We start from the raw sequence: 22572 nt of genomic DNA on the forward strand, positions 1-22572 counted from the left end.
CAGCGCGCGGTGCTTCGTAGGCGCTTTACTGTGGCTGGATGTTCGCTGCCTTGATGGTCTCGGCCCACTGCTTGCGGTCGTTGGCGAGGTATTTCACGAAGTCGTCGGACTTCATGCCTACCACGGGCTGCGAGCCGAGCACGGCCATCTTTTCCGCAGTCGATGCGCTCTTGAGAACGTCCTGCACGGCATCGAAATAGGCTTGCTGGATGTCAGCGGGCGTCTTGGCTGGCAGGAACAGTCCTTGCCAGGTGGGCATGTCGAATCCCTTGATGCCTTGCTCCTGCAGCGTGGGCACGTTGGGCAGTTGGGGTGCGCGCTTGGCGGTGGTCACGCCAAGGGCCTTCACCTTGCCTTCCTTCACCAATGCTGCCGCCGTGGTGATGTTGTCCACGGTCATCGCGATGTGGCCGCCCATGAGGTCGGTGATCACCGGGGCTGCGCCCTTGTATGGGACGGCGGCCATCTTGGCTCCCATGCGGTGGAGCATGGCTTCGGCGATCAGGTGGTTGGAGATGCCGATACCGGCGATGCCATAGCTCACCGATGGCGTGCGCTCGATGTAGGTCTTGAGCTCGGCGATGTTGGTGGCGGGCACATTGGGGTTGACGATCACCACGTTGGGCTGGGTCGCCAGCATGGTGACGGGTGCGAAGCTCTCGGGCTTGTAGTGCGTGACGGCGGGGTTGAGCTCGAAGGTGATGGCCATGGAGCCGGCAGCGCCGATGCCGAGTGTGTAGCCGTCCGCAGCGGAAGTCGCAAGGCGCTGCGCCATGATGTTGCCGCCCGCGCCGGGCACGTTGTCGACGACGACGGGCTGACCGAGTTTCTGGCCGAGCTGTTCACCGATCAGGCGCGCCAGCGTGTCGGCGGAGCCTCCAGGTGCGAAGCCCACGAGCAGCTTGACGGGGCGCTCAGGCTTCCACGTGGGCTTCTGGGCATGAGTCGCGCTGGCGCCGAACAGGGCGGCGGTGGCGATGAGCGCTGTGTGCGCGAGCAGTTGTCGGCGTTGGGTGCTGAACATGATGCAAGAGTCCTGAATGAAAGTTGGAATGAGTCGGTGTCGGGAGGTCGTTGCGTTAGGCAAGCAATTGGCCGAGCGTGTGCGCGACGAGGTGGTTGGATAGCAGCGTGGGGCGGCCGCTGGCGCGCGCCACCTGTGTGCGCATGGCTTCCGTATAGCCCATGCAGTGCATGACGATGAAGTCGCAGTCAGACAGTGCGCGGCCTGCACGTTCGAAGGATTCCGTGGCGAGCCCGGGATCGCGCTCATAGGGTGAGGCGCAGTCGAGCTGGAGCGGGCACGGCAGCGGTTCGGCCAGATGGAAGGTCGCGAGCTGCTCCTTGAGCGGCACCAGCACGCCCACCTTGCGCGCATGGCGTGCCAGCGCCACCATGGTCTGGTCCACCACCTGCTGGGGCTCGAGCAGGAAGGTAGCGAGCCGGGGCAGCGCGGTGCCGGTGCACAGCGGAACGAGCGCGTCATAGCCTGTGGCATCTGCCTCGCGCATCACCTGTGCAAGGCGTGCTTCGGTGGCGTGCTTGTCCAGGGTGATCGAGCCACCATCGCGCAGTCGCGTGGCAAAGCAATGCTCGCCCTCGCGGGGCGCCAGCGCTTCACGTTGCATGTCGTCCAGTGCGTCGAGCGCGCCGAATTCATCGACCTGCACATGCGGACCGAGCAGCGCGCTCATGGCGGGAACCACGTCGCTGCGTGGTGATTCGCCGATCGTGAAGAACGCTACGCGGCGGGTGCGTTGCGGTGAATCGTTCAAGTCGTTCAAGTCGTTCATTGCGCGTTCCCGACGGTCTGCAGATGTGCGAGCGAGCCGTAGCGGGCCTGCAGTTGCTTCCAATGGTCTTCGTTGAAGAACGCGAGCTTGCGCTCGCCGTAGAGCTTGGCGATTTCCACGCAGAAGCGCATGGCGACATCCGTGTCCCACGCATTGGTCGCGCCGGTCGCGCAGCCGGGCACCGTGGTCTGTGCAGTGAGCGCCACGCCGAGCACAGGGGCCGGGGTGACGATGGTGGGCTGCATGATCGAGTTCACATGCGGCAGACCGTTTTCGTAGGGCGTGATGTCCTGCGTGGTGAGCGGCAGCGTCACCGGCAGCTCGCCGCTGACCCAGCCCATCACGTCGAGCATGATGTCCGGAATCGGCAGCAGCCAGCCTTCCTTGGCCACGGGCGTCAGCGCCACGCCGCGCTGGTTCACGAGGCGGTTACCGCGTGAGGTGTCGATGGAGAGGATGGCGTCCATGCGCGGGCTCACTTCGTGCGACATCATCTCGCGCATGGCGAACGGTGACTTCATGAACGGCACCGGATGATTGGGGCGCGTGCCTGCGCGCGGGCAGATGTGCGTGTGGATCAGTACATGGGCGGGCATGGCATCGCCATGGCGTGCCATGTCCAGCATCTTCGCGGCGCTGGCGAGCGCGACGATGGCTCCATCGCTGTCGGACACCAGGCCGCTGACGGTGGGGCGCGCACCAATGCCGCCGAGGCGACCGACGATGCCAAGGCGCGGGGCTTTCGCGTCGAGGCCGGGGATCTCGATGCTGATGAAGTCGGTGGCTGCACCGTCATGCGCCACATGGGTCACTTCGATCTTGCAGTCGCCGAGTGCGCGCAGATGGGCTGCGACGGCTTCGCCAGTGACATGGGCGCTCGAGAGCAGTTCGATCATGGAGGAGACGTGTTTCATGGGAGTGTCTGTCGTTATCGGAGAAATTCAGGGGCGACGGGGCCGGCTGCGAGCCACTGCGGTTGTGCCGCGCCTTTGAAGTGACGCGCCCCATCCTTGCCCAGCAGCGTGTGGGCAGCGCCATGCACGCGCAGGCCGTTGCCTTCCGGGATGCCAAGGACGTTCACATCCGGCTGCAGAGTCACGAATTCGCGCAGGCGCTGCTCGCGCGTTTCTCCGCGATGTCCTGCGGGATGGGCGTCCGTATAGTGGGCATTGATCTGGAAGGGAACGAGCGCCATCGCGTCCAGTCCGTTCGGATCGGTGATCGGCATGTCGTTGGTGGTGCAGATCGTCGGGCAGGTCATGTTCGATCCTGCGCTCCAGCCCATGTACGAAGCCTCTCCTGAGAGCACACGCTCGCGAATGGCAGCGAGCAGTCCACGGCGCCGCATTTCGCTCAGCAGCGCGAACGTGTTGCCGCCACCCACGAGGATGTGGCGCGCATTTCGCACGGCGGACAGTGGATCGCTCATTCGGTGCACGGACTTCACGTTCAACCCCAGTGGCGCGAGGGCCTCAGCGACCAGGATTTCGTAGGCGTCCCAGGTGCGCGTGACGCCGGCAAAGGGAAGGAACACCGCGTCGCCCGTGCGTTCATGCACTTGGGCCCAGTCCTCGATCCAGGCGCGTGCGTGGGTGAGGTAGCCAGCCTCACTGGAGGAGTTGCTCAGCAATAGGAGGTTCATGTCGTTTCGTCGAAGAAATCGTTTCGGAGTAGGACGTGGTCAGTGATGGTTCGGCAGGCGCCAGAAGGGATCGCCCATGCGCCGCCCGAGTGCGCCGACCTCGAGCATCACCAGCTTGCGCCAGCGTTCGATCTGTGCGGCAGTCGGTTTGAGGCTGGAGACAAAGGAAATGCAGAGCCCGCGCAGTTCGCCGTCCACAGGATTGCGCACGGCGGCGGCGATGGCTCCGACGCCCGGGATCGGACCGTCGATGACCATGGCGTGGCGCGCTTCGTGGATGCCATCGATGCATTGCTGCAACTGGTCCAACGTGGAGAACGCGCCCTGACTGGCGATGGGCAACTGGCTCGAACTGCTCTCTTCGCCGCCTGCATAGAGCGCGTTCAGTTCCACATCACTGAGCCGCGCGAGCAGCACGCGGCCCATCGCTGTGCTGGTGGCGTCGCGGCGCGAGCCGGGGGACGAGAGCACCTGCACGGGCGAGTTGCCGTTCAGGCGTTGCAGCACCACCGTGTCGTGGCCCGAGAGCGTTGACAGATAGGCTGTGAGTCCGCTGCGCGACGAGAGCTGTTCGAGTACCTCACGGCAGGCATCGTCGATGGCGCTGGCGGCATAGGCCGCATGGGCCGCGCGCCCAAGCAGCGATCCTGCGCGAAAACGACGCGTGACCGGATGCTGGTCGAGAAGGCCGTAGCGCGTCATCTGATTGAGCAGATGAGAGGCCGAACTTTTGGGCAGATCCAGCCGCGCGGTCGCCTCCGTGAAGCTCAGTTCGGAAGCGCCGTCGGCAAACAGCGTGAGCACACGCTGTACGTTGTCGAGAATGCTCATGGATATCTGGAGTTCGAAAATATCGAACTAAGTTCTGTATTTACGATATACTAAGAACTCCGGATAACTCGACATCCGTGCATGGGCAATCCGCCCAGAGCGTGTGTGCAATCTTTGCGCGACGATTGCAGGATGTGGACCGGGATTTGCAACGCAGTAGACCGCCCGAGACCGCGCCTGCAACACGGCGTGGAGATCGCAAACACGCTCTCAGACGCCGTCGTCCTTGTTCGCGCTGTCCCGGTTGCGCATGACGATGGTGATCTGGCCGTTGGTCTCTATCGTGGCCTGTTCGACCTCGTAGGTGTGCAGGCATCCGGCGGCATGCAGTGCGGCCTTGAGGTCGTCGCCGGTGATCAGTTCGGCGGACATCGATTGCTGATTGACCTTGCCATTGGCGATCAGGCAGATGGGCTTGCCGTCGATGAGCCGCGACAGGCGCGGGCTGCGGTAGGTGGCTTGGGCGAGCAGGGTGTGGCAGATGATCAGTGTGGTGGCCGAGATCAGTCCGCCGATGAGCGAGTTGTCGCCCGCGTTCATCGAGTTCTGCACCGCGTTCGAGAGGATCAGCAGCAGGATCAGATCGAACGGGTCGTACTGCCCCACGTTGCGCTTGCCGGTGATGCGCAGGAACACCAGAAGAAAGGCGTAGACGATGACGCCTCGCAGCACGAATTCCCACCACGGCACGGACATCGAGAACATGGGGCAGCCTCCATTCATTCATTCGCTGTTGGGGTAACGAAGCCCATTGTGGGGCGTCCGGCCAGACCGGGTTCTCTCGGGAATGTAGGACGGGAGCGAATTCCGGACGGGACCCGTCCAGTTGCAGTACGCTCGGAGTCCAACGACCCATCCTCTTTCCAACCCATGGGCCGCACAAGGAACAAATCCGCATGAGCAGTACTTCGCCATTGAGAGCCGCCACCCTGCCACTCGCAGGTGGCGCAGGCATTCCGCAGATGGGGCTGGGCACCTGGCCGATGAATGATGATGAGGCCCGGGCGGCAGTGGCCGATGCGCTTCGTATCGGTTATCGCCATGTCGACACGGCCGAGAACTACCGCAACGAACTCGGCGTGGGGCAGGGCATCCGCGACGCCGGTGTGGCGCGCGAGGAATTGTTCGTCACCACCAAGTTCAACAAGGAGTGGCACAGCATCGACGGCACGCGCGCAGCCTGCGAGGCGAGCCTCAAGCGCCTCGGGATGGACTATGTCGACCTGTTGCTGATTCACTGGCCCAACCCTGCGCAGGACCGTTATGTGCAGGCCTTCGAGGGTCTGCTCAAGCTGCGCGATGCGGGGCTGGTGCGCGCGGTGGGCGTGTCCAACTTCAAGGCCGCGCATCTGCAGAAGCTGTTCGACGCGGGGCTGACGCCGCAGGTCAACCAGATCGAGCTGTCGCCCACGCGCCCGCGCAGGGATTTGGTGGCGCTGCACAAGCGACATGGCATCGTCACCGAGAGCTGGTCGCCACTCGATCGCGGTGGCGATCTGCTCAAGGCACAGGCCATCGTCGGCGCGGCCGAGGCGCATGGTGTGACGCCTGCGCAGGTGGTGCTGCGCTGGCATGTGCAGCAGGGGCTGGTGGCGATTCCGAAGTCGTCCGATCCCAAGCGTCAGCGCTTGAATCTCGACGTGTTCGGTTTTGTGCTGAGCGCGGCCGAAATGGCGGCGATTGACCGGCTCGAAGACGCTGCCGCGAACCTGCTCGACGCAGATCGCTTTGGCCATTGATGAGCGCCGAGTTCAAACAGGAATCGCATCAATGACGCTCACCTTGCCGGGCACATCGCCCTGTCCCTGCGGTCGCAGCAATGCAAAGGGAAAACCGCTGGCTTTGGGCGACTGCTGCGCGCGCTATGTCGCGCATTTCGATGTCACGCCCGCGCCCGATGCCGAGTCGCTCATGCGCTCGCGCTACACCGCCTTCGTGCTCGAGAACGCGGAGTATCTGCAAGCGACATGGCATGCGGACGAGCGCCCCGCATCGCTCGATTTCGATCCCGACGCCAAGTGGCTGGGCCTGGCCGTGAAGCATGCGCGGGCCACGGGCGAGAACGCCGCCGAGGTCGAATTCGTCGCGCGCTATCGCGTGGGCGGCAGGGCCGTGCGGATGCATGAGCGCAGCCGCTTCGTGCGCGAGGAAGGCCGCTGGTACTACGTGGATGGCGAGCAGTTCTGACGTCGCTGCCGCGCAGCCGGACGACGGACTGTCGCCTGAGGACGTAGCGACCATTGACGCGCGGGCGCGGCTGCGCCTTTTGCAGTTGCTGGCCTCGCGCGGTTCGACCGAACTGGCCGCGTTTCTGATTCCGCCCGCGTTTCTCGCGCTCTACGCGCATGGCGGGAGCAAGCCGATCTGGCCGCTCGCACTGTGGTGGATCGGCATGATGTGCTTCGCCTCGGCGATGCTGTGGATGCGCCGCCGGCTCAAGCGCGAATGGGAGGTGCTGGTCACGCAGCCGGATCCAGTGCCCACTACTGCCGCGCTCGATGGCTGGCAGCGCATCTTCTCGGCCTATGCGGCCACGAGCGGAATGATGTGGAGCCTGCTGTTGCTGTGCTCGTGGCAGGGCGCGACGTATGAATTCCGCGTGGTCGTGTATCTGGTTTTCTGCGGCGTGCTTGCATCGGCCACCACGTTTCTCGCGCCGATTCCTGCGGTGTTCTGGTCGTTCGCGACCACCTTTTACCTGCCCATGCTGCTGGCCGCGCACTGGTATGTACCGCAGCAGGGCATCTTCATGGTCGTCCTGCTGTTGCTCTATGGCATGACCGTTGCGCGCCATGCGTTCGCGTCGCGCAGGTTCGTGCGGCAGCAGCATGCGCAGGAACGCGAGCGCCATGCGCTGGCCGTGCAGATCCACCACGCCAAGGTGCAGGCGGAAAACGCGCTCGCCGAGAAGAACTGGTTTCTCTCGGCAGCCAGTCATGATCTGCGTCAGCCGCTGCAGGCGCTCGGCTTCATGCTCGAGACGGCGCGCATGCGCAATCGCGATACCGGCGTGGCGCGGGCGCTGGCCGATGTGCAGGTCTGCACGCGCGATCTGGACATGATGTTCAACGACCTGCTCGATCTCTCGCGACTCGAGAGCGGCACGCTCGAGTTGCGCGTGCAACCGGTGCCGCTCGGCATGGTGCTGCTGGACGCGCGGCGCATGTTCGCCCCGGTGGCCGGGCAGCAGGGCGTGGAACTGCGAGTGAGGCTGCCGCGCCGCGTGGATGCCGTTGTCCAGACGGACCTCTCGCTGATGCGGCAGATGGTCTTCAACCTCGTGCACAACGCGCTGCGCTACACGCGCGAGGGCGCGGTCACGCTCACTTGCCGCAGGCGTCAGGGCGCGTGGCGCATTCAGGTGTGGGACACGGGCATAGGCATCGCGGCCGATGAGCTGGACAAGGTTTTCGCCGCCCACTACAAGGCGAGCAACGGCGAGCGCACGCAGGATGCCATGGGTGGCAAGGCCAGCGGATCGGCACGCGCGAGCGGGCTGGGGTTGGCCGTGGTGGCGCGTTCGGCGCAGCGCCTTGGCGTGCAATACGGCGTGCAGTCGCGCCTCGGGCGTGGCTCGTGTTTCTGGCTGCAGTGGCCCGCAGATGCGGATGTGGGCGAGTCGGAATTTCAGGCGTCGATGTTACCGGTACAGGACGCCGAGGAGGCGTTTGACGCCGCGCCGGTGCGCGCCCGGCTGCTGCTGCTTGATGCCAACGAGCTGCGCTCTGCCGAGACTGCGCGCCTGCTGCGCGGACTGGGGCTGGAGGTGCGGGTGGCGCGCTCGGCGATGCATGCGTTGGCCGATCTCGATCAGCATGGTGCGCCCGACGCGCTGCTCTGCGCTGACCAACTGGTGGATCACGCCGATGTGATGCTAGCGCTGGAGCGGGTGCTCGAGCATGCACCAGGCGTCACCGGCGCTCTGCTCACCAATGATGCGGCACTGCAGCGCCGTGCCGAGGACGAGGGGTATCTGGTGTTCGCGCTGCCGCTGCAGCCGCGCGCGTTGCAGGCGGTGCTCACGCGCATCGGCGGTGCGTCGGGCGGCTGAGGGCGAGTCAGTCAGAAGTGCCTGCGGGCAGGATCAGATCCACGCCCTGCATGCGCGTGATCAGCTCGACCCGGTTGGTGCAGCCGAGCTTCTGCAGGATGGCTGTCACATGTTCCTTGACGGTGTGTTCCGAGAGCGTGAGCGACTGCGCGATCACCTTGTTGGGCTTGCCTTTGAGCACCAGATCGAGCACCTGCGTCTGGCGCTGCGTGAGGCCCAGATCGTTGCCGCTCATGCGCAGCTGCGCAGCTGCGGGGCGCGTGGCCTGCGCCTTTTCCGGGGCTCCATGCGCGACCCAGGAGCTGCCTGAAAGCGCGGCGAGTGCGGCCGTCTTGAATTGATCGGGCGTGCAGCTCTTGTGGATCAGCCCATGGGCACCAGCGGCGCTGACCTTGCCCGGCAGCGCCGGATGGCTGTCGCCGCTCACCATCAGCAACCGGGTGTCGGGCGCGAGTGTCAGGATGTCGGTGACGAAGCGGGTGGAGCCGCCATCCTCGAGCCAGAAATCCATGATCACGATGAGCGGCGCGCCGAGCGCCGCGATGGTCTGCAGCCCTTCGGCCGCGCTCGCGACATGCCGCACTTCGTTCACGCCGGACAGCTGCGAGAGCATCTGCCCCATGCCCTGAGCGACCATCGGGTGGTCATCAATCACGAGTGCGTAGGAGGGGGGGGTGCGGGGCTGCATGGGGGAGAAGAGCGGAGCGGTGCGGTGAGGCAAAACGTAGTAACAAATACCCCACCTTGGGAGGGTGTCGGCCAGCGTAGGCTGAGTCGAAAATCGGGAATTCGGTCAATCGACTTGATTTATTTTGTGTAAGGACGAGAGGATATATGAACTCAACGCTACTCACCCGACGCTCGGCAGCCATGCTTTTGCTGGCCTCGCTTTCCGCATGTGGTGGCGGTGGGGGAGGGGGGGACGATTCCGGCAGCAGCGGCGGTGGCACCGGTGGGGGCACAGGCGGTGGTGCGGGAGGCGGTACGGGTGGCGGTACCACTGTGGTGACTGGTCAGTACCGGCTGGAAGCGGCAGCCTCATCGTTCTCGGGCGCACTGGCCACGGCCAATCAACTCGGCGCGCAGGGCTATGCGCTCATCAGCACCTTGGGTGCGGGCGTGGGCAACAACATTGCCATGGGTGACTTCTACGTCAGTGACACGGCGCACAAGAATGCACGTATCGACTACGTGGCCGATGCCGACGTAGCCTCGGTTTCTGCGCTCGTTGCGCAGGCCAATCTGCGCGGCGCGCAGGGCTACCTATACAAGTCCGGCGCGGTGTTTCCAGCGAACCAGAACGACATCCGCAACCTCTATGTGCGCGATGCCTCGCTCGGCCAGACATACACCTATGAAGCGGTGACGAGCGACAACAGCGCGGCGAGCGCCAAGAACCTCGGCGACGAACTCACGCGTCAGGGCAGCCGGGGCTTCCGCTGGTTGGGCCCGATGATCATCGGCTCGCAGATGTTCAACATGTATTGCAAGGACAGCATCGGCACGACCTATGATTACACGCTGGCCACGCCAAGCAGCCAGTATGGCGAGAAGAACGGGGCCGAACTCAAGAAGGTGCTCGACGCCATGGGCGCTCAAGGGCGTCTCTCGCGCGGCGAGCTGATCATCGGTGGTGGCGCGGCCGTCTCTGTGTGGGAGAAGTCGTCAAAGCAGTCGGGTGCGATCCAGTATCTGGTGGAGTCCGACGTGAGCACCGACACGCTCGCCAAGATGAAGTCGCGCCTCGACGCCAACGCGGCCAAGGGCTTCTTCTTCCTGACCGGCTACGGAACCAGCGACAACGTGATCCACAACGTCTCCACGCTGAACGCGGCGACGGTGCTGCATCCGCTGGCGGGAGTGGCATTCCCCGGTTGATGAGCGATGGAAGCCCGCGTGCGGGCGCACGAAAGAGGGCCTGCCGCATAATTCCGCTTGACCCTTTTTTGATTTTTCAAAGGCGCTGACTCTCTCAGCGCCTTTGTTCCTTTGATGAGCCCGACCGATGACCGCGAAGTTTGATGCCGTTCTGTTCGATTGCGATGGTGTGCTGGTGGACAGCGAATCCATCACCAACCGCGTGCTGCGCGACATGCTCAACGAAGCGGGTTGGCCGATCACGACCGAGGAATGCCTGCAGCAGTTCATTGGCAAGACCGTACGCAGCCAGGCCGCGCTGATCGAGTCGCACACTGGCAAGCCGTTCACCGAGGAGTGGCTGCAGCAGTTCTACGTGCGCCGCAACGAGGCGTTGAACGCAGAGCTGGTGGCCATCGATGGAGCGCTCGCCGCCGTCGAGAACGTGCATGCAGCGCTGAAGGGCCGCATCGCCTGCGCCTCGGGCGCGGACCGCGCTAAGGTCGAGATGCAACTCGCCAAGGTGGGGCTGGCGCCGTTCTTTGAAGGCCGTGTTTTCAGCGGACACGAGACGCCGCGCAGCAAGCCGTTTCCTGATGTCTATCTGGCCGCAGCCGCCGCGCTCGATGTGGATCCGAAACGCTGCCTCGTGATCGAGGACACGCTGACCGGCGTCCAGGCCGGTGTGGCTGCGGGCGCCACCGTCTGGGCCTACTTTCCCTCGCATCAAGGGCATGCCGACGCGAGCGATCTGGTCAACGCGGGCGCGAGCCGCGTGTTCGATGCGATGGGCGATCTGCCCCGGTTGATGGCCGAGGCGGCCTGATCGGATCAATCCGCTTCCGTCGCCTTGCGCGAGTGCTTGCGGTATTCGGCGGGGGAGTAGCCGGTCCAGGTACGGAACGCGCGGATGAAGCTCTTCTCGCCCGCAAAGCCCGCCGCCTGTGCGACTTGCTTGATCGGCCGGTCGGTGCGGTTGAGCAGCTCGATGGCCTTGTTGCGGCGCATCTCGTCTTTCAGCGTCTGCAGCGACGCGCCTTCCTCTTTCAATTGCCGGTGCAGCGTGCGAGTGGAGACATGCAGCTCGTCGGCCAGCGTGCGCGCGCTGTGCATCACGTCGGGCGTGCTCGCGAGAATCTGGCGCACGCGCTGCACCAGCAACCGGTCGCGGCGGTACTTGCGCACCATGAGTGGCAGCGCGCGCTGCAGCATCTGCTGCATGGCGGTCTCGTCGCGCTTGAGCGGCAAGGCGAGGTAGCGTGAATCAAGCTCCACGGCCACGTGGGGCGCGTCGAACGTCACCTTGCTGCTGAACAGCACGCGGTAGGCGTCGGCATGGGGTGGCGCGGCGAACGGAAACTGCGCCGACACTGCAGGCAGCCGCGAATCGATGAACCAGCTGGCCAGGCCCAGTGCGTTGCGCAGCACCGAGATGAGGCAGAACTCGCGCAGCGCACCCAGATCGCGGTGCTCGGTGATGGTGAGCACGCTGCGCTCGTCCTCGACATGCAGGTGCAGGCTGATGTCGTCCGCAATCAGGTGGTGATGGCGGCACCAGCGCGCGAGCGCGAGGCCCAGCGTGGGCGCGCTCAACGAGGCCCGCGCGAGCATCCCGTAGCTGCCCCATGGCAGCCGGCGCTGGAACCAGCCCAGACCCTCGTCATCGAGCTCGCGCATGGCGTGGCCCGAGAACACTTCCATTTGCAGGGCCGTAATTCGTGCAGAATTGTTTTTGATGTCTGCTGGCGCAATTTGCGCCGTTTCGAGTGCTGCGTGCGGGCTCATGCCGCGCCGCTCATAGGTGAGCAGAATTGCCTGAACGAATGCCATCGGGGTGATGGCGGGATGGGTGCTGTCCAGAGGGTGAGGGGAGACCAGATGGCGCATACCTCGATTTTGCGTCGCACTGGCGCAAATTGCAACCATCGTGGCCTGATCATTGCTCCCCATTGTCACCTGTCCGGCGTATGCTGTGTGACAAATGACGTGGGCCCGCCGTGCCCACCCTGCAGGAGACAAGAGCACATGATTTCGCAGCCATCGCCAACGGGTCGTTTCGTTCTGAGCCAGGCCTCGGGGGCGACCGACCAACCGCTGATCGAGCAGACGCTCGGCGACTTCTTTCGTGACATGGCCGCGGGTCATCCAGAGCGCGACGCGCTGATCAGCGCCCACCAATCGAAGCGCTACACCTATTCCCAACTACATTCCGAAGTCCGCAGGCTCGCGAGCGCGCTGCTTGGGCTGGGGCTGGCGAAGGGCGACCGCATCGGCATCTGGTCGCACAACAATGCCGAGTGGGTGCTGATGCAGTTCGCGACCGCGCAGGTCGGGCTGGTGCTGGTGAACATCAACCCGGCGTATCGCACGGCCGAGGTGGAGTATGCGATCAACAAGGTCGGCTGCAAGGCCATCGTGACGATGCCGAGCTTCAAGACCAGCGACTATCTGGGCATGTTGCGCGAACTCTCGCCCGAGCTGGCCACGGCTCTGCCGGGAGCGCTCAAGGCTGCGCGCCTGCCGACGCTGCGCACCGTGGTCTGGATCGACGAGGCGGGTACGGGTGAAGGTCTGGGCGACGAGCAGCCCGGCATGCTGCGCTTTTCCGAACTGCTCGCGCGTGGCGATGCGAGCGATGCCCGCATCGACCCCATCGCCGCGACGCTGCGCAACACGGACGCGATCAACATCCAGTTCACAAGCGGCACGACGGGCTTTCCCAAGGGTGCGACGCTCACCCACCGCAACATCCTGAACAACGGTTTTTTCATCGGTGAGTGCATGCGGCTCACGCCGGAGGATCGGCTGTGCATTCCCGTGCCGCTGTATCACTGCTTCGGCATGGTGCTCGGCAATCTGGCTTGCGTCACGCATGGCGCGGCCATCGTGTATCCGAGCGATGGTTTCGATGCGCTCAAGGTGCTCGAAACCGTCCAGGCTGAGCGCTGCACCGGCCTGCATGGCGTGCCTACGATGTTCATCGCCGAGCTCGACCATCCGCGCTTTGCAGAGTTCGATCTGTCGACGCTGCGCACCGGCATCATGGCCGGATCGCCATGCCCCATTGAGGTGATGAAGCGCGTGGTCAAGGACATGAATCTGTCGGAGATCACCATCGCTTACGGCATGACGGAAACCAGCCCGGTGAGCTGCCAGAGCGACAACGACACGCCGCTTGAAAAGCGCGTCTCCACGGTCGGCAAGGTGCAACCGCATCTCGACGTGAAGATCATCCACCCCGAGACCGGCGCAGTGCTGCCCGTGGGTCAGAGCGGCGAGCTGTGCACGCGCGGCTACTCGGTCATGCTCGGCTACTGGGGTGAAGACGCCAAGACGCAGGAGGCCATCGACGCCGAGGGCTTCATGCACACCGGCGACCTCGCGACCATGGATGACGAGGGCTATGTGAACATCGTCGGCCGCATCAAGGACATGGTGATCCGTGGCGGCGAGAACATTTATCCGCGCGAGGTCGAGGAGTTTCTGTACCGCCACCCCAAGGTGCAGGACGTGCAGGTGGTCGGCGTGCCCGACCAGCGCTATGGCGAGGAGCTGTGCGCCTGGGTCATCACCAAGCCGGGCGAGAAGCTGGTTGAGGAAGAAATCCGCGAATTCTGCAAGGGCCAGATCGCGCACTACAAGGTGCCGCGCTACATTCGCTTCGTGACATCGTTCCCGATGACGGTGACCGGCAAGATCCAGAAGTTCCGCATCCGCGATCAGATGAAGGACGAACTGGGGCTTGAGGACGCCAAGTCGGCCTGATCCCCGGAGACACCTCGACATGACTGCCTACCTTCGCCCCCGCCTTGCTCTGCTGCCCCTTGCTTTCGCCATTCAGGGAAGCTTGCCCGCATGGGCCAGCATGCAGGAGCGCGTGCTGCAGGTGCCGGTGACGGCGACCAATCCGCAGGGCAAGCAGGTCAAGGGCCATATCGCGGTGACGGTCTATTCGGACCCGGCCAACCCCGTGCCTGCGCCGGTGCTGGTGCTCAACCACGGCCGCTCGCCGCAGGCCGAAGGCCGCAAGGAGCTGCATCGTGCGCGCTTCGCCAAGCAGGCGCGTTACTTCGTGAGCCGGGGTTTTCTGGTGGCGGTGCCGACACGGCTCGGCTACGGCCCCACGTTCGAGGATGATGCCGAGGACAGTGGCCCGTGCAAGTCCAAGCGCTTCGCCCCTGCGATGAACGCCGCCGCCACGCAGATCAACGCGGTGCTCGCGGCCGTGCGCTCAAAGCGCAGCGATGCTTTGCCCGACCGCGCGGTGATCGTCGGCCAGTCGTTTGGCGGCGCGGCCTCGGTGGCTGCGGCGGCGCAGAAACCCGAGGGCGTGCAGGCGGTCATCAACTTCGCGGGCGGGGCGGGCGGCAATCCGCGCACGCACACCGGCAAACCCTGCGAGCCCGAGCAGATGGCGAAAACTTTTCAGAACTACGGCAGGCAATCGCAGCTGCCGATGCTCTGGATCTACGCGCGCAATGATCAATATTTCGGCGCCGAATGGCCTGTGAAATGGCATGCGGCTTTCCAGCAGGGCGGCGGTCACGCGCAGTTCAAGCAACTGCCTGCATTTGGAAGTGACGGGCACGAATTGTTCCGCGCGGGCACCAAGCAATGGGAGCCGCTGGTGTCGCAGTTTCTTGACGAGGTGGGATTTCCCCTGCCTTTGGCTGCTCGCATCGAGCCTGCGCTGGTTCCTGCCGCATTGCCTGCATCGTCGCCCGACTCTACGGCGAGCGGCCCAGCGACCAGTACGGATGAGGCGGCGCGATGAGCACACCGCCCGCATCACATGGATGCGTCTTCGTCTTTCAACGATCAGTGCGCGCCGGATGCGCCCTTGGTCTTGTCCAGACCCGCAGCGCGGCGTGCTGCGACGAGGCGCTTGCGCATCGAGACTTCCTGCAGATCGAGTTCGCTGACGATGTTGCGCAGCGTCTCGTCGTTGATGCGGTGCTTGTGCCGCTCGGCGTAGACCGCATCGCGCTCGGCTCGGATGCACTTGAGGCGCGTCTCGATCTCCAGCACGTAGCGGTGCTTGCGCTGCTGCACGATCTCGGGCGCTTCGCGCGAGCTCTCGAGCGAGGTAGCGACGCCGCTGCCGTCGTCGAGCAGCTGCAGGCGGTTGCGGTATTCCTGGCTCAGTCGGCCCACGACCTCCTGGTGCATCGCCACCCATTCGGGCGAGTGCTTCTCCACATCCTCCTCGGTGAGCGTAAGCTCCGAAATCGCGGCGATGCAGCCCGCCTCGCGCGCCAGACGCTCCTCGCGCACCGTGGGCGGCTCGCCCGGGGGCGGCAGGCGCTTGAGGATGATGGGCAGCATCACGCTGCCCATGACCAGCGTGAACAGAATGGTGCCGGTCGCCAGAAAGATCAGCATGCCGCGCGCGGGGAAGGGCTCTCCGTTGTTCAGCAGCATGGGAACGGAAAGCGCACCGGCCAGCGTCACCGCGCCGCGGATGCCCGCGAAGGTGGTAGCCAGATTGAGCAGTGCCGATGGGCGCTCCGCCATCTTGCCCGAGTGGTGCGCGCGGCGCAGCGCGCCGTGCACGCCCAGGGTGATCCAGATCCAGCGCAGGAGCAGCAGACCGCTCGAAATCGCGACTACGTAGCCGACCAGAATCCACCATTCGTGACCGGCCTCGTGCAGCGGCACGCCGATGATGGACGGCAGTTGCAGGCCCAGCAGCAGGAAGATGGCGCCGTTGAACGCGGCTTCGACCAGGCTCCAGGTGCCCTCGGTCTGCAGGCGTTCGCTCACGTAGCTGCTGCGGTCGAGGTCGCCGAAGTTGGTGGCGATGCCCGCCGCCACGGCCGCGAGAATGCCCGACACGCCGATCTTTTCGCCCACGATGTAGGCGGCGAATGGCAGCAGCACCAGCAGCAGCACCATCTGTGTGGCCGCCACATCGCCGAGACGCCGGGTGATGGTGCTGCGCGCGTAGCTGAAACCCCAGCCGAGCAACGCACCGACAGCGAGGCCGCCCACAGCCATATAGATGAAATCGCGTGCGACGGCGCCCCAGGACAGTGTGCCGGTGAGCGTTGCCGCGACCGCAAACTTCAGCGCTACCAGGCCCGATGCGTCGTTGAGCAGCGACTCGCCTTCGAGGATGTGCATGGTCTTGTCGGGCATGCCCAGATTGCGCGTGATGGCCGAGACGGCCACCGCGTCGGTGGGCGAGATCACGGCGGCCAACGCGAAAGCCACGGGCAGCGGAATCTCGGGAATCATCCAATTGATGAGATAGCCCAGACCGAACACTGTGAACACCACCAGTCCAAGCGCCAGCAGCAAAATGGGTCTGGCGAGCGAGAAGAACTCACGTTTGGGAATGCGCCAGCCGTCGGCGAACAGCAGCGGCGGAATGAACAGCAGCATGAAAATTTCGGGGTCGAACGCGATATGCAGCCCGCTTTGGGGCCAGGCGATGACGGCGCCGAGCGCGATTTGAATCAGTGGCAGTGGAATGGCGCGGATGTAGCGGGCAACAATGCCCGTCAGTGCGCCAAGCATCAAGACAAGCAGGACGGTTTCGACGGTATGCATATGGCATTTTCGACCCATATGCGCCGGCGCTTCTGTCAGATATTGAAAAAAACCGAGTGCCCGAATAGGGAAAAGTGGAGAACTGAACGATGAGCATTCTTGGAACGCAACTCAATGCGCGGTCAGCGGACTTCCAGTCCAACGCGCAGGCCATGCAGGCCGTGGTCGACGATCTGCGCGCGCAGACCGAGCGGGTCGCGCTGGGCGGCGGCGAGGCCGCACGCGCCAAGCATGTGTCGCGCGGCAAGCTGCTGCCGCGCGAGCGCGTGCAGCGCCTGCTCGATCCGGGCACGCCGTTTCTGGAGCTCTCGCCGCTGGCGGCACTCAACATGTACAACAACGACGCACCCGGCGCGGGCGTGATCACCGGCATTGGCCGCGTCAACGGCGTGGACTGCATGATCGTCTGCAACGACGCGACGGTGAAGGGCGGTACCTACTATCCGATGACGGTGAAGAAGCATCTGCGCGCGCAGGAAGTGGCGCAGCAGAACCGCCTGCCCTGCGTCTATCTGGTCGACTCGGGCGGCGCCAACCTGCCCAATCAGGATGACGTGTTCCCCGACCGCGAGCACTTTGGTCGCATCTTCTTCAATCAGGCCAACATGAGCGCCCAGGGCATCTCGCAGATCGCCGTGGTCATGGGCTCGTGCACGGCGGGCGGCGCGTATGTGCCGGCGATGAGCGACGAGTCCATCATTGTGAAGAACCAAGGCACGATTTTCCTCGGTGGCCCTCCTTTGGTGAAGGCAGCGACCGGAGAAGTGGTGAGTGCCGAAGACCTCGGCGGTGGTGACGTGCACACGCGCCTGTCGGGCGTGGCCGATCACTTGGCCGAGAACGACCTGCACGCGCTGGCGCTGGCCCGCCAGATCGCGGGCAACCTCAACAAGAACAAGGAGCCGAACGCGGGCGACCACGCCCCGCGCGCGCCGCTGTTCGATTCGAAGGAGCTGTACGGCGTGATTCCGGTGGACACGCGCAAACCGTTTGACGTGCGCGAGATCATCGCCCGCGTGGTGGACGGCAGCGAGTTCGACGAGTTCAAGGCGCGCTTTGGCAGCACGCTGGTCTGCGGCTTCGCGCGCATCGAAGGCATGCAGGTCGGCATCATCGCCAACAACGGCATTCTGTTCAGCGAGTCGGCAGTGAAGGGCGCGCACTTCATCGAGCTGTGCTGCCAACGAAAGATTCCGCTGGTGTTCCTGCAGAACATCACCGGCTTCATGGTCGGGCGCAAGTACGAGAATGAAGGCATTGCACGCCACGGCGCCAAGCTGGTGACGGCGGTGGCCACGGCGAGTGTTCCGAAGTTCACCATCATCATCGGAGGCAGCTTCGGCGCGGGCAACTACGGCATGTGTGGCCGTGCGTATTCGCCGCGTTTTCTCTGGATGTGGCCAAACGCGCGCATCAGCGTGATGGGCGGCGAGCAGGCAGCGAGCGTGCTCGCGACCGTCAAGCGCGACGGCATCGAAGCCAAGGGCGGCAGCTGGAGCGCGGAAGAGGAAGACGCGTTCAAGAACCCGATCCGCAAGCAGTACGAAGAACAGGGCCACCCGTACTTCGCCACCGCGCGCCTGTGGGACGACGGCGTGATCGACCCCGCCGACACCCGCCGCGTACTGGCGCTGGGCCTCGCGGCCACGCGCAATGCGCCGATCGAAGACACCAAGTTCGGTGTGTTCCGCATGTAATGGATTCACCGGGAGACAAACAAATGAGCCAAGCATTGACTCTGACGGTTGAAGGAGCGGTCGCAACGATCACGCTCACGCAGCCGGAAATCCGCAACGCCTTCAGCGACGAGGTGATCGCCGAGATCACGCAGGCCTTCCGCACGGCGGGGGATCGCCCCGACGTGCGCGTCATCGTGCTCGCGGCCGAGGGCCCGGCCTTCTGCGCGGGTGCCAACCTTAACTGGATGCGCCGCATGGCGGACTACACCCGCGAGGAAAACATCCAGGACGCGGGCCTGCTTGCCGAGATGCTGCGCGTGATCTACGAATGCCCGAAGCCCACCATTGCGCGCGTGCAGGGTGATGTGTATGCGGGCGGCGTAGGGCTGGTGGCGTGCTGCGACATCGCGGTCTCCGCCGACCATGTGCACTACTGCCTGAGCGAAACCAAGATCGGCCTGATCCCCGCGACCATCAGCCCGTACGTGATTCGCGCGATGGGCGCACGTGCAGCGCACCGCTACTTTTTGACGGCCGAGCGCTTCAACGCGGCCGAGGCGCTGCGCATCGGCTTTGTGCACGAGGTCGTGCATGTGGATGATCTGGACGCGAAGGTGGACGGCATTCTGAAGAACCTGCTCTCCGCAAGCCCGAACGCCGTGCGCGCCGCCAAGAAGCTGGTGCAGGACGTGGCCGAGCGCGAGATCAACGCCGCGCTCATTGCACAGACGGTGGAAGGCATTGCCGACATCCGTTCGAGCGAAGAGGGCCGCGAAGGCGTGCAGTCGTTCCTGGCCAAGCGCAAGCCCTCGTGGCTGCCCGGTTGATCCGGCGTTTCAACGGAGACACGCAACGCTATGGACGCAATCTGGCTCCAAATCGTGCAATGGCTGCATTCGGTCGGCATGCATGTGGATGGCAATACGGTGCGCGATGTGGCCGAAGGGGCCAGGCACGTGACCGACAAGCTCGACATGACCAGCATGATGGCGCTCGCCGCAGCGCTGGGCTGGGCCAGCGGATTCCGTCTCTATGCCGTGGTGTTTCTGGTGGGTGCGATGGGTGCGGCTGGATGGTTTCCGCTGCCTGCGGGGCTGTCCGTGCTGCAGAACCCGGTGGTGCTGGCGGTGAGCGGTTTCATGCTGCTCGTGGAGTTCTGCGCCGACAAGATTCCGTGGTTCGACAGCCTCTGGGATTCGATCAATGCCTTCATCCGCGTGCCCGCAGGCGCGATGCTGGCGGCGGGCGTCTTCGGTGCCGACAACGCATCGATGGCGGTGGCGGCAGGGCTGCTTGGCGGCACGCTGTCCGCGACCTCGCTCGCCACCAAGATGACCACGCGCGCGGCGGCCAACACCTCGCCCGAGCCGTTCTCCAACTGGGGGCTGTCGTTTCTTGAGGACGGCCTCGTCGTCGCCACAGTGTGGCTCGCCACGCAGCACCCGGTGGCCTTCGGCGTCGCACTGGTGATCGCGATCATCCTGTCGGTGATCGTGCTCGTCGTGCTGTTCAAATTTCTGCGCGCCGTGTGGCGTCGCTTGTCTGGTTCGTTTTCCGATTCCGAGAGGAAGGTGGTTTGAGTATGTTCAACAAGATTTTGATTGCTAACCGGGGCGAGATCGCTTGCCGCGTGGCCGCCACCGCACGCCGCATGGGCGTGAAGACCGTGGCCGTCTATTCCGACGCGGATGCCAACGCCAAGCATGTGGCCTCGTGCGATGAGTCCGTGCACATCGGCGGCAGCGCGCCCAAGGACAGCTATCTGCGCTGGGAACGCATCATCGAGGCCGCCAAGGCCACGGGCGCACAGGCCGTGCATCCGGGCTACGGCTTTTTGTCGGAAAACGAGGAATTCGCACAGGCCTGCGCCAAGGCGGGTCTGGTCTTCATCGGCCCGCCACCATCGGCCATCCAGGCGATGGGTTTGAAAGCCGAATCCAAGCAGCTCATGGAAAAGGCCGGCGTGCCGCTGGTGCCTGGTTATCACGGCTCCGATCAGGATCCGGCGCTGCTGCAGCGCGAGGCGGACCGCATCGGTTATCCGGTACTCATCAAGGCCAGCGCGGGCGGTGGCGGCAAGGGCATGCGCGCGGTTGATTCGGCAGCAGGTTTCGCCGACGCGCTCGCAAGCTGCAAGCGCGAGGCCATCAACAGCTTTGGCGATGATGCGGTGCTGATCGAGAAATACGTGCAGCGCCCGCGCCATATCGAAATTCAGGTGTTCGGCGACACGCACGGCAACTACGTCTACCTGTTCGAGCGCGACTGCTCGGTGCAGCGCCGTCATCAGAAGGTGCTGGAAGAAGCCCCCGCCCCCGGCATGACTGAGGCCATGCGCCAGCAGATGGGCGACGCCGCCGTTGCCGCCGCGCGCGCCGTGAATTACGTCGGCGCGGGCACGGTGGAATTCATCGTCGAGCAGCGCGAAGGCGGCGAGATGAACTTCTTCTTCATGGAGATGAACACCCGCCTGCAGGTAGAGCATCCGGTCACCGAAGCCATCACCGGCGAAGACCTCGTCGAATGGCAACTGCGCGTGGCCTCCGGCGAGAAGCTGCCCAAGCAGCAGGGCGAACTCAAGATCATCGGCCACGCCATCGAGGCCCGCATCTGCGCCGAGAATCCCGACAACAATTTCCTGCCCGCGACAGGATCGCTCAATGTCTACCGCAAGCCGAACTGCGTGAGCTTTTCGCGCGGCGACGTGCGCATCGACGACGGCGTGCGCGAGGGCGATGCGATCAGCCCGTTCTACGACTCGATGATCGCCAAGCTCATCGTCCACGGCGACACCCGCGAGCAAGCCCTCGCGCGCCTCGACGCGGCGCTTGCGCAGACCCACATCGTCGGCCTCAACACCAACGTGCAGTTCCTGCGCCTGGTGGCCCGCAGCCCCTCGTTCGCGAATGCCAACCTCGACACCGCACTCATCCCGCGTGAAGAGGCCGTGCTGTTCAAACAGGAAACCGTCGGCATCCCGCTGGCCGTGGCGGCCGTGGTCGCCAATGTGCTGCTGACCGAAACCGACGCGCAGACCGCAGACCCCTTCAGCCACCGCGACGGCTGGCGCTCGCTCGGAGTGCTGCAGCGCCCCTTCGACTTCGACTACGCGGGCCGCCCGATCACCGCATCGCTGTCCTACCTCGTGGCGGGTCAGTACGTGCTCGACATACGTGATGGCGAGCAGCAACTGGCTACTGCACCCCTGCGATTCGAGCGTCGCGAAGACGGGGTGCTCAACCTGCAGTTGGGCGACAAACGTGCTCGTTCGCGTGTCTACATGCAGGGCGACACGGCGCATGTCTTCACGCCCGCAGGTGCGACGCGTATTGACGTGGTGGATCCGCTCGCTCACGCGGGCGATGCTCACTCCGAAGGCGGGCGGCTCACTGCGCCTATGCCTGGCAAGGTCGTTTCCTTTGCCGTGAAGGCTGGCGACAAGGTCACCAAGGGGCAGGCCCTTGCGGTGATGGAGGCGATGAAGATGGAGCACACCATTGCTGCTCCTGCTGATGGGGTTGTTGTCGAGCTGCTTTATGCGCCAGGCGACCAGGTTACAGAGGGGGCTGAGCTGCTTAAACTGCAGGTGGCTTGAGGAAAGTTGTTTTGTTTGAGGGCAGAGGCCGGGAGTTCCGCCCGGCGGCGGAGTCACCTTTTGCTTGCGCGCAAAAGGTAACCCAAAACGCGCTTTTCAATACCCGCGGCAGAACTTGCTTTGCGCTTCGCGCGCCGCTCGGGCAACCGCCGCGAGTCAGTGTTTAACTAAGAGGTGTGTTCGGCACGTCGCTTCGCTTCGCTCGTGCCGTGCATCTCGCGACTTCGCGAGATGTTGGTGCGCTAGCGTGGTGTGTGTTTTTGATTTGATCGTTGGATCCACTTCGTTCAAAAGAGGAGTGGGCATTTGCGCCCAACCCAACTCCAAAAACGCCCGCGGCACGAGCGCAGCGATGTGCCGTACACACCTCTTCCTAACTGACTTCCGGCGGTTGTCCGAACGGAGCGACGCAGGAGCGCAGTGAGTTCTGCCGGAGGTATTCAAAGCGCATTTTTGGTGACTTTTTGGACAAGACCAAAAAGTTACTGCCCCGCCGGGGGCAGTCCCGGCCTCCGTAAGCAACGACACAACCGAATTTGAAAATACCCCTTCACCCCCAACCTCTCCAGTAA

General features: G+C 64.4%; 20 protein-coding genes. 11 read left to right on the forward strand and 9 right to left on the reverse strand.

Annotated elements, in window-relative coordinates; genetic code table 11:
* Window positions 1-25: 25 nt before the first annotated feature.
* The 6 genes from G7047_RS27435 to G7047_RS27460 all read right to left on the reverse strand — a co-directional run bounded on the left by G7047_RS27435 (window position 26) and on the right by G7047_RS27460 (window position 4971).
* Entirely contained in the window at window positions 26-1024 is a 999-nt protein-coding gene (locus tag G7047_RS27435) for a tripartite tricarboxylate transporter substrate binding protein (protein ID WP_166311460.1), read from the reverse strand.
* A gap of 55 nt (window positions 1025-1079) precedes the next feature.
* Window positions 1080-1793, reverse strand: a complete 714-nt coding sequence (locus G7047_RS27440) for an AroM family protein (protein WP_166311461.1) — start codon at window positions 1791-1793, stop codon at window positions 1080-1082.
* Window positions 1790-2707: a DUF1177 domain-containing protein gene (locus G7047_RS27445; RefSeq protein ID WP_205904682.1), complete on the reverse strand. Its 918-nt coding sequence runs from the start codon at window positions 2705-2707 to the stop codon at window positions 1790-1792. The genes G7047_RS27440 and G7047_RS27445 overlap by 4 nt, the downstream gene beginning before the upstream one ends.
* Before the next feature lie 14 nt (window positions 2708-2721).
* Window positions 2722-3435 carry a dipeptidase PepE gene (pepE, locus tag G7047_RS27450; RefSeq protein ID WP_166311462.1) on the reverse strand — a complete coding sequence of 238 codons (714 nt, stop codon included), beginning with the start codon at window positions 3433-3435 and terminating at the stop codon, window positions 2722-2724.
* A gap of 39 nt (window positions 3436-3474) precedes the next feature.
* Entirely contained in the window at window positions 3475-4266 is a 792-nt protein-coding gene (locus tag G7047_RS27455; protein ID WP_166311463.1) for an IclR family transcriptional regulator, read from the reverse strand.
* Between the two features lie 210 nt (window positions 4267-4476).
* Window positions 4477-4971, reverse strand: coding sequence for a DUF421 domain-containing protein (locus tag G7047_RS27460; RefSeq protein ID WP_166311464.1), 495 nt, complete (start codon window positions 4969-4971; stop codon window positions 4477-4479).
* Between the two features lie 191 nt (window positions 4972-5162).
* Here G7047_RS27460 and G7047_RS27465 point away from each other — a divergent pair, with 191 nt between their 5' ends.
* Genes G7047_RS27465 through G7047_RS27475 form a run of 3 tightly spaced genes read left to right on the forward strand, consistent with a single transcriptional unit; the run spans window position 5163 to window position 8317 of the window.
* Window positions 5163-6005 (forward strand): aldo/keto reductase, encoded by an 843-nt coding sequence (locus G7047_RS27465; protein ID WP_166311465.1) that lies wholly within the window; start codon window positions 5163-5165, stop codon window positions 6003-6005.
* Between the two features lie 31 nt (window positions 6006-6036).
* Window positions 6037-6453: a YchJ family protein gene (locus G7047_RS27470; RefSeq protein WP_166311466.1), complete on the forward strand. Its 417-nt coding sequence runs from the start codon at window positions 6037-6039 to the stop codon at window positions 6451-6453.
* The gene (locus tag G7047_RS27475) at window positions 6437-8317 is read left to right on the forward strand and encodes a hybrid sensor histidine kinase/response regulator (RefSeq protein ID WP_166311467.1); all 1881 of its coding nucleotides are present in this window, start codon (window positions 6437-6439) and stop codon (window positions 8315-8317) included. The genes G7047_RS27470 and G7047_RS27475 overlap by 17 nt, the downstream gene beginning before the upstream one ends.
* A 7-nt stretch (window positions 8318-8324) precedes the next feature.
* Here G7047_RS27475 and G7047_RS27480 read toward each other — a convergent pair whose 3' ends face one another.
* Complete coding sequence (locus G7047_RS27480; RefSeq protein WP_166311468.1) at window positions 8325-9005, reverse strand: response regulator transcription factor; 681 nt, start codon at window positions 9003-9005, stop codon at window positions 8325-8327.
* A 146-nt stretch (window positions 9006-9151) separates the two neighbouring features.
* Between G7047_RS27480 and G7047_RS27485 the strand changes: the two genes are divergently transcribed.
* On the forward strand, window positions 9152-10195 hold the full coding sequence (locus G7047_RS27485; protein WP_166311469.1) for a hypothetical protein: 1044 nt from the start codon (window positions 9152-9154) through the stop codon (window positions 10193-10195).
* A gap of 127 nt (window positions 10196-10322) precedes the next feature.
* Complete coding sequence (locus G7047_RS27490) at window positions 10323-11000, forward strand: HAD family phosphatase (protein WP_166311470.1); 678 nt, start codon at window positions 10323-10325, stop codon at window positions 10998-11000.
* 5 nt (window positions 11001-11005) lie between these two features.
* Here G7047_RS27490 and G7047_RS27495 read toward each other — a convergent pair whose 3' ends face one another.
* Window positions 11006-12061, reverse strand: a complete 1056-nt coding sequence (locus tag G7047_RS27495) for an AraC family transcriptional regulator (RefSeq protein WP_240939288.1) — start codon at window positions 12059-12061, stop codon at window positions 11006-11008.
* 138 nt (window positions 12062-12199) lie between these two features.
* On the opposite strand from G7047_RS27495, the gene G7047_RS27500 reads away from it, so the two are divergent.
* On the forward strand, window positions 12200-13939 hold the full coding sequence (locus tag G7047_RS27500; protein ID WP_166311472.1) for an AMP-binding protein: 1740 nt from the start codon (window positions 12200-12202) through the stop codon (window positions 13937-13939).
* Window positions 13940-13958: 19 nt separating this feature from the next.
* Window positions 13959-14948 carry a S9 family peptidase gene (locus tag G7047_RS27505; protein ID WP_166311473.1) on the forward strand — a complete coding sequence of 330 codons (990 nt, stop codon included), beginning with the start codon at window positions 13959-13961 and terminating at the stop codon, window positions 14946-14948.
* Window positions 14949-14992: 44 nt separating this feature from the next.
* On the opposite strand, the gene G7047_RS27510 is transcribed toward G7047_RS27505, so the two are convergent.
* On the reverse strand, window positions 14993-16726 hold the full coding sequence (locus G7047_RS27510) for a Na+/H+ antiporter (RefSeq protein WP_166311474.1): 1734 nt from the start codon (window positions 16724-16726) through the stop codon (window positions 14993-14995).
* Window positions 16727-16815: 89 nt separating this feature from the next.
* Here G7047_RS27510 and G7047_RS27515 point away from each other — a divergent pair, with 89 nt between their 5' ends.
* From G7047_RS27515 to G7047_RS27530, 4 genes are read left to right on the forward strand one after another with little or no spacing between them, the layout of a single operon-like run.
* Entirely contained in the window at window positions 16816-18423 is a 1608-nt protein-coding gene (locus tag G7047_RS27515) for a carboxyl transferase domain-containing protein (protein WP_166311475.1), read from the forward strand.
* Window positions 18424-18446: 23 nt separating this feature from the next.
* Window positions 18447-19232, forward strand: a complete 786-nt coding sequence (locus G7047_RS27520) for an enoyl-CoA hydratase/isomerase family protein (protein WP_166311476.1) — start codon at window positions 18447-18449, stop codon at window positions 19230-19232.
* Between the two features lie 30 nt (window positions 19233-19262).
* Window positions 19263-19985 carry a DUF4126 domain-containing protein gene (locus tag G7047_RS27525; protein ID WP_166311477.1) on the forward strand — a complete coding sequence of 241 codons (723 nt, stop codon included), beginning with the start codon at window positions 19263-19265 and terminating at the stop codon, window positions 19983-19985.
* Between the two features lie 2 nt (window positions 19986-19987).
* The gene (locus tag G7047_RS27530; RefSeq protein ID WP_166311478.1) at window positions 19988-22000 is read left to right on the forward strand and encodes an acetyl/propionyl/methylcrotonyl-CoA carboxylase subunit alpha; all 2013 of its coding nucleotides are present in this window, start codon (window positions 19988-19990) and stop codon (window positions 21998-22000) included.
* The last annotated feature ends 572 nt before the right edge of the window (window positions 22001-22572 follow it).

The sequence above is a fragment of the Diaphorobacter sp. HDW4A genome, from assembly GCF_011305995.1.
Classification (GTDB): Bacteria; Pseudomonadota; Gammaproteobacteria; order Burkholderiales; family Burkholderiaceae_C; genus Diaphorobacter_A.

Coding starts and splice junctions, on each gene's coding strand:
- G7047_RS27520 (WP_166311476.1), top strand. CDS start 18,447: ATGAGCCAAGCATTGACTCTGACGGTTGAAGGAGCGGTCGCAACGATC.
- G7047_RS27435 (WP_166311460.1), bottom strand. CDS start 1,024: ATGTTCAGCACCCAACGCCGACAACTGCTCGCGCACACAGCGCTCATC.
- G7047_RS27485 (WP_166311469.1), top strand. CDS start 9,152: ATGAACTCAACGCTACTCACCCGACGCTCGGCAGCCATGCTTTTGCTG.
- G7047_RS27445 (WP_205904682.1), bottom strand. CDS start 2,707: ATGAAACACGTCTCCTCCATGATCGAACTGCTCTCGAGCGCCCATGTC.
- G7047_RS27500 (WP_166311472.1), top strand. CDS start 12,200: ATGATTTCGCAGCCATCGCCAACGGGTCGTTTCGTTCTGAGCCAGGCC.
- G7047_RS27475 (WP_166311467.1), top strand. CDS start 6,437: ATGGCGAGCAGTTCTGACGTCGCTGCCGCGCAGCCGGACGACGGACTG.
- G7047_RS27510 (WP_166311474.1), bottom strand. CDS start 16,726: ATGCATACCGTCGAAACCGTCCTGCTTGTCTTGATGCTTGGCGCACTG.
- G7047_RS27460 (WP_166311464.1), bottom strand. CDS start 4,971: ATGTTCTCGATGTCCGTGCCGTGGTGGGAATTCGTGCTGCGAGGCGTC.
- G7047_RS27495 (WP_240939288.1), bottom strand. CDS start 12,061: ATGCGCCATCTGGTCTCCCCTCACCCTCTGGACAGCACCCATCCCGCC.
- G7047_RS27440 (WP_166311461.1), bottom strand. CDS start 1,793: ATGAACGACTTGAACGACTTGAACGATTCACCGCAACGCACCCGCCGC.
- G7047_RS27530 (WP_166311478.1), top strand. CDS start 19,988: ATGTTCAACAAGATTTTGATTGCTAACCGGGGCGAGATCGCTTGCCGC.
- G7047_RS27505 (WP_166311473.1), top strand. CDS start 13,959: ATGACTGCCTACCTTCGCCCCCGCCTTGCTCTGCTGCCCCTTGCTTTC.
- pepE (WP_166311462.1), bottom strand. CDS start 3,435: ATGAACCTCCTATTGCTGAGCAACTCCTCCAGTGAGGCTGGCTACCTC.
- G7047_RS27470 (WP_166311466.1), top strand. CDS start 6,037: ATGACGCTCACCTTGCCGGGCACATCGCCCTGTCCCTGCGGTCGCAGC.
- G7047_RS27515 (WP_166311475.1), top strand. CDS start 16,816: ATGAGCATTCTTGGAACGCAACTCAATGCGCGGTCAGCGGACTTCCAG.
- G7047_RS27465 (WP_166311465.1), top strand. CDS start 5,163: ATGAGCAGTACTTCGCCATTGAGAGCCGCCACCCTGCCACTCGCAGGT.
- G7047_RS27480 (WP_166311468.1), bottom strand. CDS start 9,005: ATGCAGCCCCGCACCCCCCCCTCCTACGCACTCGTGATTGATGACCAC.
- G7047_RS27455 (WP_166311463.1), bottom strand. CDS start 4,266: ATGAGCATTCTCGACAACGTACAGCGTGTGCTCACGCTGTTTGCCGAC.
- G7047_RS27525 (WP_166311477.1), top strand. CDS start 19,263: ATGGACGCAATCTGGCTCCAAATCGTGCAATGGCTGCATTCGGTCGGC.
- G7047_RS27490 (WP_166311470.1), top strand. CDS start 10,323: ATGACCGCGAAGTTTGATGCCGTTCTGTTCGATTGCGATGGTGTGCTG.